Origin of the sequence: Streptomyces sp. W16, assembly GCF_033194735.1 — a bacterium.
Taxonomy (GTDB): Bacteria; Actinomycetota; Actinomycetes; order Streptomycetales; family Streptomycetaceae; genus Streptomyces.
Genome location: NZ_JAWOAI010000245.1, coordinates 1 through 14421 on the forward strand (window position 1 = coordinate 1; position 14421 = coordinate 14421).

Sequence of the window (14421 nt, forward strand, 5' to 3'; positions counted from 1 at the left end):
GACACCGACCCGTGGGCGCCTTACGCCGATACCCGCACCGGGCCGCAGGCGGCTTTACGGCAGCGCTGGCACCGGGCCACAGGCCCTTCCAACGGCGGCGTCGGCACCCGCCCGCAGGCGTTTTACGCCTATGCCCGCACCTACCCGCAGGAGGTTCTAACGCCGCCAGCACCAGCCCGTGGGCGATTTACACCCGACGCCAGCACCGGGCCGCAGGCAGCTCTACAGCAACGCTGACACCGGGCCACAGGCCCTTCCAACGGCGGCATCAGCACCCGCCCGCAGCCGTTTTACGCCAATGCCGGCGCCGACCCACAGGAGGCTCTCACGCCGCCACCGACACCAGCTCGTGGGCGCTTTACGCCCAACGCCAGCACCAGGCCCCGGGCGGCTCTAACGCCGAAGCCAGCACCAACCCGCAAGAGGTTCTCACGCCGCCACCTACACCGACCCGTGGGCGCCTCACGCCGATACCCGCACCGGGCCGCAGGCGGCTTTACGGCAGCGCTGACACCGGGCCACAGGCCCTTCCAACGGCCGCGTCAGCACCCGCCCGCAGGCGTCTTACGCCGACGCCAGCACCGACCCGCAGGAGGCTCTAACTCCGCCACCGGCACCAGCCCGTGGCCGTTTTACGCCCAACGCCAGCACCGGATCAAGGCGGCTCTACACCCACGCCGGCACCAGCCCGCGGGCGTCCTACACCAACACCGGCACCGACCCGCAAGCGGCTCCACACCGACGCCGTCCGGCAGGCGCAGGCGCCCGCGCCACACCCCGACGTCGAAGCAGACGCCCGCCCCACCCCCCGGCGTCAGAACAACCGGAACCGCAGCCGGCAGATCACCGCGTCCGTGTCCCGTCGTACGGCATGGGCGACGACGGCCCCCCGCTGGTTCTGGAGCAGCCGCTGCCACAGCCGGACCGGCTCCACCTCGGCGATCAGGACGGTGACCCGGGTGTCCGGTTCGGTCGCCGACACGTCCCGTACGTAGGCGGCGATCGGGCGGCCCAGCGTGCGGCGTTCGCAGGCGAGCCGGACCAGGGGCACGCCGGGGTTCCACTCGGCCCAGGCGCGCTCAAGGGCGTGGAGGTGGGCGCGGTCCTCGGGGTCGGGGTAGCAGACGGTGACCGCGCGGACCTCGTCGCCGAGGGAGGCGGCGGCCGTCAGCGCCTCGGAGGTGAGCCGGGACAGGGACGAGACGGGCACGATCACCACCGACCGGTCTCGGTGCGGTGGTTCCGGGATCCGGCCGAGGCCGAGCCGTTCGCCGATGTGCGCGTAGGCGCGGTGCACGGTCTCGAAGGCGAGCACGAGCAGCGGCAGGGTGATCACGATCAGCCAGGCGCCCTCCTCGAACTTGCTCGCGGTGACGACGACCGCAGCGACGCCGGTGAGGACCGCGCCGAAGCCGTTCAGCAGGGCCTTGCCGCGCCAGCCGGGTCCGCGTTCGCCGCGCCAGTGCCGGACCATGCCGACCTGGGCGACGGTGAAGCCGACGAAGACACCGATCGCGAAGAGCGGCACGAGGGTGTTGGTGTCGCCGCCGGAGAACACCAGCAGGGCCGCCGAGACCGCGGCCAGCGCGAGCACGCCGTGCCGGTGCACCTGGCGGTCGGCCTTGAGCGCGAAGACGTGCGGGAGGTAGTTGTCGCGGGCCAGCAGCTTCAGCAGCACCGGCAGCCCGCCGAAGGACGTGTTCGCGGACAGGGCGAGCAGGATCATCGTCGCGAACTGGATGACGTAGAAAGCCCAGTTGTGGCCGAGCGAGGCGTCCGCGAGCTGGGCGAGGACGGTGACGCCCTGGACGGGCTGGAGGTGGAAGCGGGAGATCAGCACCGACAGGCCGATCAGCATCACGCCGAGCACCGCGCCGAGGGCGACCTCCGCACGCTGGGCCCGCTTCACGCAAGGTGCGCGGAAGGAGGGCACGGCGTTGGCGATGGCCTCGACGCCGGTGAGGGCGCTGCAGCCGCTGGCGAAAGCCTTCAGCAACAGCAGGGTGCCCACGCTCGTCGCGTTGTCGGCGAGCGCGGAGACATGGCCGTCGGCGGTCGCGGTGCTCACCGGCGCGGACCGGAACAGGCCCACCGCGATGAGCACGAGGATGGAGCCGACGAAGACGACGGTCGGCACGATGAAGGCGCGGGCCGACTCGACGATCCCGCGCAGGTTCACCGCCGTGACCAGCACGAGCACCGCGAGGCACAGCCACAGCCGGTCGTCGTACAGCCCGGGGAAGGCCGAGGTCAGGGCCGCGACTCCGGCGGTGACGGCGACGGCGACGTTCAGGACGTAGTCCAGCACCAGCGAGGCGGCGGCCACCAGGCTCGTCCGCGCGCCCAGGTGGGCCCGCGCCACGGCGTAGGAACCCCCGCCGTCCGGGAAGGCCGCGATGACCTGCCGGTACGAGGCGACGAGCACCGCCAGCAGGGCGGCGATGGCGAGCGTCACCGGCAGGGTGAAGCCGAGTCCGTGCGCACCGGCGGCGGCCAGCACGAGGACGATCGCCTCGGGGCCGTAGGCCACCGACGCCATGGCGTCCAGGGAGAGGGCGGCGAACCCGGCGAGTGCGGTGAGCCGATGGCGCTCGCCGGTATCCGGGGGCTCCTCGTCGGCGGGCGTCTCACCCGGCTGGACAGTCAGAACGGTCATGCTGGTGTGCTCCTTCGCGTACGGACGCGCGGTGGCGGGAACGCGCGCGTGCGCTCAAGGTTCTGTCCCACCACCACCGGTTTCCCCTTCTCCTTGCGGCTTCTTCGCGCCGAACACACGTTCTTTGACGCGAACTTGACGAGCGTGTGACCAGGGCAACTGCTCCCGGCCGCTGCGAGGGCGTCAAGAACCACCGGACACCCGTCAGAGTCGCGTCAAAGCCCGGCCTCCGTACGCCGGGAATCTCTACGGTCGCCACCATGGGACGCCCGTACGACGCAGCGGCACAGGACCGGCAGTGGGCGCGGGACCTGCGCGGCACATTCCGCTGCGCGGGCGCGCTCCTCGGACTCCTGCTGGTCGCCGACCACTTCGGCGGGCGTCTCACCCTCTGGCGCGGCGCGCTCTGGTTGGCGCTCGCGGTCCTGCTCTTCGTGGTGCTGTATCCGGCGCGGGTCCGGGCGGGCGAGGGCTGGCTGTCCTCGCGCGGGCTGCTGCGCGAGCGACGCGTCCGCACGGACCGGCTGGTGTCGGTGCGCTGTCTGGACGGGGTCTCTCAACGGCTGTTGCTGCGGGACGAGTTCGGCGACCGGGTCGAGATCGATCCCGATGTGCTGGTCAACAACCCTGACTTGTGGCACCGGTTGGCCGAGGACTCCCGCCGGTCCCTCGCCTCCGGCACGCTGACCTGCGGGGCGACCGTGCTGCGCCGGATCGCGGAACGCGTCGAGCGCGAGACCGCGGAGACCGTGTTCAGGGTGTCAGGCCTGGAGTAGCCGCCGTGGCCGGGTCGGTCGGGTCCGGTTGAACTGCCCGCTCTGCCAACGGGATCGACACGACCATGGTGAGGCCGCCGCCCGGTGTGTCCTCAGGGGTGAGCGTCCCGTTCATCGCCTCGGTGAGGCCGCGCGCGAGGGCGAGTCCGAGGCCGAGGCCGGTGGTGTTGTCGGTGTCACCGAGGCGCTGGAAGGGTTCGAAGAGGCGGTCGCGGCCGGTAGTCGGGAGCCCGGGCCCTCGGTCCACGACCCTCAACTCCACCCGCCCGCCCAGTGCGCTGGCGGTGACCAGGACCCGGCGCCCGGGCGGGGTGTGGCGGGCCGCGTTGCCTGCCAGGTTGGCGATCACGCGTTCCAGCAGGGGTGGATCGACGAGCACCGGCGGAATCGACTCCACGTCCCGCAGGTCCACGTCGGGCACGTCCGCGAGGGCCATCGGCAGCACCTCCTCCAGGCTGGTGGCCCGCAGGTTGAGGGGGAGGACGCCCGCCTCAAGGCGGCTCAAGTCGAGGAGGTTCTCAAGGAGTCGGTTCAGCTTGGCCATGGACTCGTCGGCGGTGGCGAGGAGTTCGTCGCGGTCCTCGTCCGAGAACTCCACGTCCCGGCCGCGCAGCGAGGTGACGGCGGCCCAGCCCGCCGCGAGCGGGGTCCGCAGGTCGTGGCCGACCGCCCGCAGCAGCGCCGTACGCAACCGGTCGGCGGCCTTCACCGGCTCTATCTCGGCTGCCGCCTGGGCGAGTTGGGCCCGTTCGACGGCGGAGCCGACATGCGCGGCGAAGGCGGCGAGCACCCGTCGTTCCGAGGAGGACAGGGTGCGTCCGCGCAGGACGAGGAAAGCTCCGGGACCGGCGGGGACGGTGGTGACACCGGCGCCGACCTCGTGGTCCGGTGGTTCGTCGACGAGTTCCGCCGAGTCGGTGCCGAAGGTCTCGCGGGTGCGTTCCAGCAAGGCCGGGATCGTCTGGCCGCCGCGCACGATGCTGCCCGCGAGGGAGGACATCGTCTCCGCTTCGGCGGTGGCACGCGCCGAGCGCCGGGACAGTCGTAGCGAACGGTCGACGACGGCGGCCACGGTCGCCGCCACCACCGTGAACACCCCCAGCGCCAAAAGGGCGTTGGGGTCGTCCAGGGTGAACTGGCCGATGGGCGGGATGAACCAGTAGTTGAGCAGCAGCGAGGCCGTCACCGACGCGATGACCGCCGAGGTGACACCGCCTATGCAGGCAACCCCGACGACGGCGAGCAGGAACAGCAGTGCCTCGCTGGTGAGGTTGACCGTGCCGCGCACCTGGGCGAGACACACGGTGAGCAGCACCGGCAGCACAAGTCCCGCTACGGGACCGGCAATTAGCCGTGCAGTCGACAAGGTGCGCCGCCGGGACGGCAGCAGGGTGCCGCGGCCGGCTCGCTCGTGCGTGACCCGGTGGACGTCGATGTCACCGGAGAGTTCCGTGACCGTCTCGCCCGTGCCGGGTCCGGTCAGGAACCGCTCGAACCGGCCCCGGCGGCTGGTGCCGAGGACGAGTTGGGTGGCGTTCTCGGTGCGGGCGAACTCGACCAGGGCGGTGGCGACTCCGTCGCCGACCACCGAGTGGTAGCTGCCGCCGAGGTCCTCGACGAGCCTGCGCTGCCGGGCGAGCGAGGCGTGGGACACCCCGGCGGCGAGTCCGTCGCTGCGCGCCACGTGCACGGCGAGCAGATCACCGCCTGCCGACCGGTCGGCGATGCGGGCGGCCCGCCGGACGAGTGTGTCGCCCTCGGGGCCGCCGGTGAGGGCGACGACCACCCGTTCCCGGGTCTCCCACACCCCGCCGATCGCGTGCTCGGCGCGGTAGGTGTGCAGGGCCTCGTCGACCCGGTCGGCGACCCACAGCAGCGCCAACTGCCGTAGGGCGGTGAGGTTTCCGGGCCGGAAGTAGTTGGCGAGGGCCGCGTCGATCTTCTCCGGCGCGTAGATATTGCCGTGTGCCATGCGCCGCCGCAGTCCCTCCGGCGGCATGTCGATCAGCTCGATCTGCTGGGCCCGGCGTACGACGTCGTCGGGCACCGTCTCGTGCTGCGGCACCCCGGTGATCTTCTCGACGACGTCCTTGAGGGAGGCCAGATGCTGCACGTTGACGGCGGTGACGACGTCGATGCCGGCGGCGAGCAGCTCGTCGATGTCCTGCCACCGCTTGGCGTTGCGTCCGCCGCCGGGGACGTTGCTGTGGGCGAACTCGTCGACGACGGCCACCTCCGGGCGGCGGACGAGGACCGCGCCGAGGTCCATCTCCTCGAAGTACCCGCCCCGATAGGCACATTGGGCCCGCGCGACGACCTCCAGGCCGTCGAGCATCGCCTCGGTGCGCGGGCGCCCGTGGCACTCGGCGAACCCCACCACCACATCGGCGCCCCGGGCGGCCCGGCGCCGCGCCTCGTCGAGCATGCGGTAGGTCTTGCCGACACCCGGGGCCGCCCCGAGGTAGACCTTCAGTCGCCCGCGTCGCAGTACGTCGTTCATCGCCTCCCAGAGAAGCGCTCCGCAGGCCTTCGGGCGGGCTTCTTGATGCGTCCCTGGCGCCGCCCGCAAGGACGTTGACACTGTCTTGACGTCGCCGGGCCGGGTTAGGGTGAGCGCGGTGTGCCGGGAAGTCTGGTCGGCGGGGAGTCCGCATGGGCTCGTCCAAGACCACAGGGGGACGGCATGCGCGGCGTCGGCACGGTTCTGGCACTGGTGGTACTGGCGACGCTGGTGGCGACGTTCGCCCGCCGGTGGCGTATCCCGGCGCCCTCTCTGCTCGTGGTCGCCGGTCTCGCCGTGGCCCTGCTGCCGGGCACCCCGGCCATCGAGATCAGCCCGGACGTCATCGGCCTGGTGGTGCTGCCGCCGCTGCTCTACGCCAGTGCCGAGGACTTGTCGTGGCGCGAGCTGAAGGCCGTGTGGAAGCCGGTCGGGATCCTGGCGATCGGCCTGGTCCTCGCGTCCGCGGCGGCCGTGGGCTGGGTCGCGTCGACGGTGACCCCGCTGTCCTGGCAGATGGCGTTCGTGCTCGGCGCGGTCCTGGCCAGCACCGACCCGGTCGCCGTCACCGCGCTGGGCCGACGGCTCGCGCTCCCGCCCCGGGTCCAGATGCTCGTCCAGGCGGAGTCCCTGTTCAACGACGCGACCTCGCTGGTCCTGTTCCGGGTCGCGGTAAGCGTCGCGGTGGCCTCGGCGGCGGCCGACTGGGGCTCGGCGGGCGGCGAGTTCGTCGTGCTCGCGGGCGGCGGCACGGTCATCGGGGCGGCCGTCGCCTACGTCGTGACACTGATCCGGCGGCACACCGAGGACCCGGTCCTGGAGACGGTGATCGCCCTGGTCACGCCGTACGCGGCCTATGTGCTGGCAGAGGGCGCGAACACGTCGGGCGTGACCTCGGTGGTGGTGGCGGGCGTCGTCCTGGGCGGTCGCGGCGACCGGCTCACCAACGCCCGCATCCGGCTCCAACTGCACGCCGTCTACGGCACGTTGGTGTTCCTGCTGGAGAGCGTGGTGTTCTCCCTGATCGGACTGGCGCTGCCCGCACAGGTACGGGCGCTGTCCGACGGCGACCGGGCCTGGCCGCTGTACGCGCTCGCGGTGGCGGGCACCCTGATCGCCGTACGACTGCTGTGGCTGGCGCCGCTGTCGGCGGTGGTGCAGCGCAAGGGCGGGACGCACAGGGTGAATTGGCGGGTGCCGATGGTGCTGACGTGGGCGGGCACCCGGGGTGTCCTCCCGCTGGCGGCGGCGCTGTCGATCCCGGAGGTCACCAAGAGCGGCGCCACGCTGACCGACCGACCGCTGGTCCTCGTCCTGACCACCTCGGTCGTCGTGGTCACGCTGGTCGTGCAGGGTTTCACCCTCGCGCCCGTCGTCCGCCGCTCCGGCATCGCGCTGGAGCCCGACCACACGGAACGCGAAGAGGCGTCCGCCCGCTGCCGGTTGGCCGACGCGGGCATCCGCCGCCTCGACGAACTCGCGGAACTGGAAGCCGTACCGGACGTGGTCCTCGACCGCCTCCGCCGCGGCCTCAACGCCCGCCTCGACGACGCCCGCGACCGCCTCGCCGAGAACAACGGCCACGCGTCACACACGGAGTCGGCCGACCTGGTCTACCGCCAGCTCCGCCGCGACCTGATCGCCGTCGAGGCGGTGGAACTCCAGCGTCTCTACGACGACCACACCATCAGCGACACGACCCGCAGGCGGCTCCAGCGGTCGTTGGACCTGGAGGAGGCGAGGCTGGCGGACGTGTGAGGCGGCCCGTCGTCACGCTCGGTGTCCACCGCCCCGTATCGCCCACCCATCGCCCTCCCCACACCCCCCATACAGCCCAACGCGCCCCGAAACGCTCCCGGCCACCCCTTCCTGATGTGCCCCTGCCGCCCACCCGGCCAGTCTTAACGGAAGATTGACGCCTACGGCCCCGACATCCATGGGCCCACGCGTCACTCTCCGCTTACGCTGGTGCCGCCGTCCGCGTGATGGCCAGAAACCGCACGCTGACCCGCACCCCAGGAGCACGCCCATGACCACGACCGAACACCCTCCCAGTCGCCTGCGCGCCTGGATGCTGGAGGGCCTGGCCGACATGGGCAAGAACGGCAGACAGGCTCCGCAGCCCGTGCCGGAACCCGAGCAGCACGCCCACGAGGGCCAGCGCTGGTGGCGGGTGATGTGTCTGACCGGCGTCGACTACTTCTCCACCCTCGGCTACCAGCCCGGCATCGCCGCCCTGGCCGCCGGACTGCTGTCGCCGGTGGCGACCATCGTCCTCGTGCTGGTCACTCTCTTCGGCGCCCTGCCCGTGTACCGCCGGGTGGCCGAGGAGAGCCCGCACGGCGAGGGCTCCATCGCGATGCTGGAGCGGCTGCTGTCGTTCTGGAAGGGCAAGCTGTTCGTCCTGGCCCTGCTCGGCTTCGCCGCGACCGACTTCCTGATCACCATCACTCTCTCGGCGGCGGACGCCTCCACCCACCTGGTGGAGAACCCGCACTTCACGAGCGTGCTGCACGACAAGCAGATGCTGATCACCCTGATCCTGGTCGCCCTGCTGGGCGCGGTGTTCCTCAAGGGCTTCCTGGAGGCGATCGGCGTCGCGGTGTACCTGGTGGTGGCGTACCTGGTGCTCAACACCGTGGTCGTGATCGTCGGGATGTGGCACGTGGTCACCGAGGGACACGTGGTCACCGACTGGACCAGTGCGCTGACCACCGAACACGGCAACGTCTTCGCCATGGTCGGCGTCTCCTTGCTGGTCTTCCCCAAGCTGGCGCTGGGCCTCTCCGGCTTCGAGACCGGTGTGGCCGTCATGCCGCACGTCGAGGGCGACCCGGACGACACCGAGCAGAATCCGAAGGGCCGGATCCGGGACACCAAGAAGCTGCTCACCGCCGCCGCGCTCATCATGAGCGTGTTCCTGATCGCGACCAGCTTCATCACCACCGTGCTCATCCCGGAGAAGGAGTTCGAGTCCGGCGGCCGGGCCAACGGACGCGCACTGGCGTATCTCTCGCACGAGTACCTGGGCAACGCCTTCGGCACGGTCTACGACTTCTCCACCATCGCCATCCTGTGGTTCGCCGGCGCCTCCGCGATGGCCGGCCTGCTCAACCTGATGCCGCGTTACCTGCCCCGCTACGGCATGGCCCCGCACTGGGCCCGTGCCGTGCGCCCGATGGTGATCGTCTTCACGCTGGTCGCGTTCCTGGTCACCTGGATCTTCGACGCCAGCGTCGACGCGCAGGGCGGCGCCTACGCCACCGGCGTCCTGGTCCTGATGTCCTCGGCCGCGATCGCGGTGACCATCTCCGCCCGCCGCGCCCGCCAGCGCAACTGGACCATCGCCTTCGGGGTCGTCTCGGCGGTCCTCCTCTACGTCACCGTCGTGAACGTCATCGAGCGCCCGGACGGCGTGAAGATCGGCGCCTGCTTCATCGCCGGCATCATCCTGGTCTCCCTGCTGTCCCGGCTGGCCCGCGCCTTCGAACTGCGCGTCACCAGCGTGCAGCTGGACCCCATGGCGGAACGATTCATCCGGGACATGGCCAGCCGGAAGATCCGCTTCGTCGCGAACGAACCCGAGCGCCGGGACAAGGCCGAGTACCGGGACAAGATCGAGCAGATCCGCAACGACAACGACATCCCCGGCGAGGACTTCGTGTTCGTGGAGGTGACGGTCCTCGACGCCTCCGAGTTCGAGGCGGGCCTGACCGTGCGCGGCGAGGTGCTGCACGGCCGCTACCGGGTGCTGACCCTGGAGTCCTCGTCCATTCCGAACGCCCTTGCCGCGCTGATGCTGCACGCCCGCGACACGACGGGCCGCATCCCGCACATGTACTTCGAGTGGACCGAGGGCAACCCCTTCGCCAACTTCCTCCGCTTCTTCCTCTTCGGCCAGGGTGAGGTCGCCCCGGTCACCCGCGAGGTCCTCCGCGAGGCGGAACCGGACCGGGCGCGCCGGCCGCGCGTGCACACGGGTTGACCGTTCAGGACCCGCCTTGTCACCGTCACCGTAAGAGACGCGACAAAATCCGGTCCCGCAGCGTAAGAGCCCCGTCAGCGCCCGGCGCGCCGCGCTCCCGGCGGCCTACGGTCGGCGTCATGCGGCACAGCCCACCACCACCGGACCCGGCCGGCGACCGCCACTGGCGTGGCGACGCCCGGCTGGCGACGGGCTGCGCGCTCGGCTTCCTCGGGATGACCCTGCTGGTCGACTGGAACGCCGGAACCCTGACCCTGACCCGCGCGCTGCTGTGGTTCGCCATGTCGGCGGCGCTCTTCACAGTGCTGCTCCCGCATCGCGTCACCGCGGGCCCCGGCTGGCTGACCGTGGACACCCCGCTGCTGCGGCGCACGGTGCACACGGACGCGCTGACCGTCGTACGGCAGTACGGCGATGTCTCCGCGCGCCTGGTGCTGCGGGACACGTACGGGCAATGGCTCGAACTGGACCCCCGGGTGCTGGTCGCCAACCCCCTGCTCTGGCACGAACTGGACACGGGCATACGGCACTCGATGGAGCGCGGCACCCTGCGCCAGGGCACCGATGTCCGACGTCACCTGGGCCATCTGATCGACGACGAGACGGCCCGGTCGGTGCTCAGGGCGTCGGGGATTTCCTGACCTTGCGCCGCGTCCGGCGCACCACGACCTTCCCGAGCCGTATCTGCCCAACGACCTCGATCCGCAGGTCGACCGGCGCACCGGCGTCGGCGCGCCCGCGCGTCTTGATCTTCCCGTAGCTGAACACCAGGGAGTCGGTGTCCACCACTACGCCCGGCGGGACCACCAATCGCAGCGCACCCAGATGCATGTCCAGGTCGATGCGCAAGGTGCCCTCGGTGATCACCGCCTGCGTGAAGTCGAGGGTCACATCGCCCAGGCTCGACCGGATCTCCAGCCTGCGCGGCACCACCCAGCCATCGCCACGGTGCGCCGAACCGCCGTGCTGCTCGATACGGACGACATCCCTGACCTCCGCCGCGACCGCACCGGCCACCACCGGCAGATCGGCCGTCAGAACCGCCAACTCCCCCAGCGTGCGGGCAGTCAGGGCCGCCTCCACGCGCTCGTCCAGCTCCTCGGCGGTCAGCCGTCCGTCACCGGCCGCGCCGGTCAGCACGTCCACGACGCGGTCCCGGTCCGCATGCGAGGCCCGCAACGCGGTCGTGCTCATCAGCTCACCCGACATACCCTCACCCCGATCGACGGACTGACGCTATATCGCGTTATACCCCAGAGCCAACCCCCCGTCCACCGACTTCCGTTTCTGCACCTAGGGTGGCGCCTATGCAGTCCTACACAATCGGCCAGGCCGCGCGGCTGCTCGGCGTGAGTCCGGACACCGCGCGCCGGTGGGCGGACGCGGGCCGGGTGACGACCCACCGCGACGAGGGCGGCCGTCGGCTCATCGACGGTGTCGATCTGGCCGCGTTCTCGGTGGAGTTGGCGAAGTCGGGCGTCGTCGAGGAGGACACCTCCTACACCTCGGTGCGCAACGCGTTCCCCGGTATCGTCACCGCGATCAAGCTCGGCGATGTCGCCGCCCAGGTCGAGATCCAGGCGGGCCCGCACCGGCTGGTCTCGCTGCTGACCCGTGAGGCGGTCGAGGAACTCGGCCTGGAGGTCGGCATGGAGGCCACCGCCCGCGTGAAGTCGACGAACGTGCACATCGACCGGGTGTGAAGCGGGCCGTGGCCTCCGTCGCTCACGTGCCGACGGAGTGTTCCGTCACTTGTTGACCGAGTAGGAGTGCGCGCCGGTCCCCGCCAGCGCACCCCCGTCCACGATCAGGTACTCGTCCCGGATCGGCCGCCCCGCGAAGAACGCCTCCAGGATCTCCCGGGTCCCAGCCGCGTACCGGGCCTGCGCCGACAGCGACGAACCGGAGATGTGCGGGGTCATCCCGTGGTGCGGCATGGTCCGCCACGGGTGGTCCGCCGGAGCCGGCTGCGGGAACCACACGTCACCGGCGTACCCCGCCAACTGCCCGCTGCGCAGCGCCCGGTCGACGGCATCGCGGTCGACGATCTTCGCCCGCGCGGTGTTGATGAGATACGCGCCGCGCTTCATCTGCGCGAGCAGCTTGTCGCCGAACAGCCCCTCCGTCTCGGGGTGCAGCGGCGCGTTGATCGTCACGACGTCGCAGTGCGGCACCATGTCCTCGGCGCTCTCGTGCCAGGTCAGCCCCAACTCCCGCTCCACGTCCTCGGGCAGCCGGTACCGGTCGGTGTAGTGCAGCTTCACGTCGAAGGGCGCGAGCCGCCGCAGCACGGCGAGTCCGATCCGCCCGGCGGCGACCGTACCGACGTGCATGCCTTCGAGGTCGTACGAACGGGCCACGCAGTCCGCGATGTTCCAGCCGCCGTCGAGGACGACCTGGTGCGACGGCAGGTAGTTGCGCACGAGGGAGAGCGTCATCATCACGACGTGTTCGGCGACGCTGATGCTGTTGCAGTACGTCACCTCGGCGACCGTCACGCCGTGGGAGATCGCCGAGTCGAGGTCGACGTGGTCGGAGCCGATGCCGGCGGTGACCGCGAGCTTGAGGTTCTTCGCGGCGGCGATCCGCTCGGGGGTGAGGTACGCGGGCCAGAACGGCTGCGAGATCACGATGTCGGCGTCGACCAGTTCCCGGTCGAAGACCGAGCCCTCGCCGTCCTTGTCGGAGGTGACTACGAGGGCGTGCCCGGCGGCCTCCAGGTAGGCGCGCAGGCCGAGTTCACCGGAGACGCTGCCGAGGAGGTGACCGGGGGTGAAGTCGACCGCTTCGGGGGTGGGGGTGGTCTGGCCGCCCGGGTAGTGGTCGATCACGGGCAGGTCGTCGCGGGCGTACGAGGTCGGGTATCCGTCGGTCGGGTCGTCGTACAGGACACAGAGAACCTTGGCCATGTCGCGGCTCCTCAACTCCGTTGTCGGAAGATGCACTTCACGATCCTCGGGGTCGATCGCCCTGGTCAAAGCGAACGTTGCTATGCCCGGATAGCCCGCGTCTATCAGCGGACCTCGCCCAGGTGGGCGGTGAGCAGCTCGTCGAGCGCGTCCCGTACGCCCGCCTCCCTCGCCACCTTCAACAGCGCCTCCGCCAGCACCGATTGGGGATCGCTGCGGGCGACGACCAGTCCGACCCGCGGCCCGTGCGCGGGCCCGTTCAGGGGTACGACCCGCATTCCGTCCGGTACGTCGAACATGTGCAGCCACGCATGCGAGATCACGCTGGACCAACGCCCGCCGGGCAGCAGCGTGTAGAGCCCGGCGACGCTGTCCGACTCGATCGCAGGAGAGGCCGTAGCGCCTTCGGCGGCGAAGCACTCGTCGATGATGCGGCGGTTGCGCATCCGCGAGTTGAGCAGGCAGAGGGGAAGCGTGGCCGCCTGTGCCCAACTGGCCTTGGTCACACTGGCAAGTGGCCCGTCGACCGGCGTGAGGAGCACGTACCGCTCCTCGTAGAGCGGGAAGCGGCGGACGTTGCGCAGGGTGTCGTCGTCCATATACGTCATCGCCACGTCCAGCTCGAACTCGGCGAGCCCCTGGGTGATGCCGACGGACGACAGCGACTCCAGGGCGACCCGGGCCCGGGGATGCCGTTCGCAGAACGGGGTGGTGAGGAGGGAGGCGGCGGGCAGCGCGGTCGGCACCACGCCCAGCCTCAGCGTGCCGGTGAGGCCTCCGCGCAATGCGGACAACTCCTGGTGCAGGGCGTCCCGTTCGGCCAGGATGCGGTGCGCCCAGGCGAGCACCACCTCACCCTCCGGGGTCAGTCCCTCGTACCGTCTGCCGCGCCGCACGATGGGCACGTCCAACTCGTGCTCCAGTCGGCGGATCGCGGCCGACAGCGAGGGTTGCGAGACGTAGCAGGCCGCCGCGGCGCGCGCGAAGTGCCGCTCACGGGCGAGCGCGACGAGGTACTCCAGCTGACGCAACAGCATCCGTGACCTCCCCTGTGACGTGCAGGCTAGGCGCTGTCCGTCCGGCACAACAGGGCCGCCCACAGGTCTAGTCGGTCGTAGAGGCGGGAGAGGTCGCGGCCGGTGAAGTGCTCGATGCGACCGATGCGGTAGTGCACGGAGTTGACATGCAGATGCAGCGCCTCCGCGGTCCGCGCCCAGGAGCCGTCACAGGCGAGGAAGGTCTCCAGGGTCTCCAACAGGACGGCGTTGCCCCGCAGTTCACCGAGGACGGTCCGGCTGAAGGCGGTACGGACCTCGGCCGGCACACCGGTGAGCAGCGCGTCGAGCCCGGTGAGCGCCGAGGCATCGGTGAGCGCCGACCCGTCACGTGCGGTACCGCGCGCCGAGGTGAGCGCGTAACGCGCCTGCGCCAGCGCCCCGTTGAGATCCTTCGCCTCGGCGACAGGCACCCCGGTCCCGCCGTAGAGCGGCACGGCGGCTTCGGCCGCGGCGACGAGCGGCCAGACCTCATGGAGCGCGCCGGCCTCAGCCCCGGCCACGACCGCGAACGCGGTACCGTCCGGCAACCGCCCAACG

Annotated in this window: 11 protein-coding genes; 5 read left to right on the forward strand and 6 right to left on the reverse strand. The window is 71.0% G+C overall.

Annotation, left to right across the window (positions count from 1 at the left end; all coding sequences use genetic code 11):
* Window positions 1-814: 814 nt before the first annotated feature.
* On the reverse strand, window positions 815-2656 hold the full coding sequence (locus tag R6V09_RS28775) for an APC family permease (protein ID WP_317884360.1): 1842 nt from the start codon (window positions 2654-2656) through the stop codon (window positions 815-817).
* A 260-nt stretch (window positions 2657-2916) separates the two neighbouring features.
* Between R6V09_RS28775 and R6V09_RS28780 the strand changes: the two genes are divergently transcribed.
* A complete protein-coding gene (locus tag R6V09_RS28780; RefSeq protein ID WP_317884361.1) occupies window positions 2917-3432 on the forward strand; it encodes a hypothetical protein in 516 nt (171 codons plus the stop codon).
* Here R6V09_RS28780 and R6V09_RS28785 read toward each other — a convergent pair.
* Window positions 3410-5932 carry an ATP-binding protein gene (locus tag R6V09_RS28785; protein WP_317884362.1) on the reverse strand — a complete coding sequence of 841 codons (2523 nt, stop codon included), beginning with the start codon at window positions 5930-5932 and terminating at the stop codon, window positions 3410-3412. The two genes, R6V09_RS28780 and R6V09_RS28785, sit on opposite strands and share 23 nt — an antisense overlap.
* Before the next feature lie 183 nt (window positions 5933-6115).
* Here R6V09_RS28785 and R6V09_RS28790 point away from each other — a divergent pair, with 183 nt between their 5' ends.
* The 3 genes from R6V09_RS28790 to R6V09_RS28800 all read left to right on the forward strand — a co-directional run bounded on the left by R6V09_RS28790 (window position 6116) and on the right by R6V09_RS28800 (window position 10558).
* Window positions 6116-7690, forward strand: a complete 1575-nt coding sequence (locus tag R6V09_RS28790; protein WP_317884363.1) for a Na+/H+ antiporter — start codon at window positions 6116-6118, stop codon at window positions 7688-7690.
* A gap of 271 nt (window positions 7691-7961) precedes the next feature.
* Window positions 7962-9917 (forward strand): amino acid transporter, encoded by a 1956-nt coding sequence (locus R6V09_RS28795; protein WP_317884364.1) that lies wholly within the window; start codon window positions 7962-7964, stop codon window positions 9915-9917.
* A 119-nt stretch (window positions 9918-10036) separates the two neighbouring features.
* Entirely contained in the window at window positions 10037-10558 is a 522-nt protein-coding gene (locus tag R6V09_RS28800; protein ID WP_317884365.1) for a hypothetical protein, read from the forward strand.
* Here R6V09_RS28800 and R6V09_RS28805 read toward each other — a convergent pair.
* Window positions 10536-11126, reverse strand: a complete 591-nt coding sequence (locus R6V09_RS28805) for a DUF1707 SHOCT-like domain-containing protein (protein WP_442810164.1) — start codon at window positions 11124-11126, stop codon at window positions 10536-10538. The genes R6V09_RS28800 and R6V09_RS28805 overlap by 23 nt on opposite strands.
* 98 nt (window positions 11127-11224) lie before the next feature.
* Here R6V09_RS28805 and R6V09_RS28810 point away from each other — a divergent pair, with 98 nt between their 5' ends.
* Window positions 11225-11620, forward strand: a complete 396-nt coding sequence (locus R6V09_RS28810) for a TOBE domain-containing protein (protein ID WP_317884367.1) — start codon at window positions 11225-11227, stop codon at window positions 11618-11620.
* A 45-nt stretch (window positions 11621-11665) separates the two neighbouring features.
* Here R6V09_RS28810 and R6V09_RS28815 read toward each other — a convergent pair whose 3' ends face one another.
* From R6V09_RS28815 to R6V09_RS28825, 3 genes are all read right to left on the reverse strand, one after another.
* Complete coding sequence (locus tag R6V09_RS28815; protein WP_317884368.1) at window positions 11666-12826, reverse strand: NAD-dependent formate dehydrogenase; 1161 nt, start codon at window positions 12824-12826, stop codon at window positions 11666-11668.
* A gap of 104 nt (window positions 12827-12930) precedes the next feature.
* Window positions 12931-13863 carry a LysR family transcriptional regulator gene (locus tag R6V09_RS28820; RefSeq protein WP_317884369.1) on the reverse strand — a complete coding sequence of 311 codons (933 nt, stop codon included), beginning with the start codon at window positions 13861-13863 and terminating at the stop codon, window positions 12931-12933.
* Window positions 13864-13889: 26 nt separating this feature from the next.
* Window positions 13890-14421 (reverse strand): PucR family transcriptional regulator (locus R6V09_RS28825; protein ID WP_317884370.1); only part of this gene is annotated, 532 nt, incomplete at its 5' end.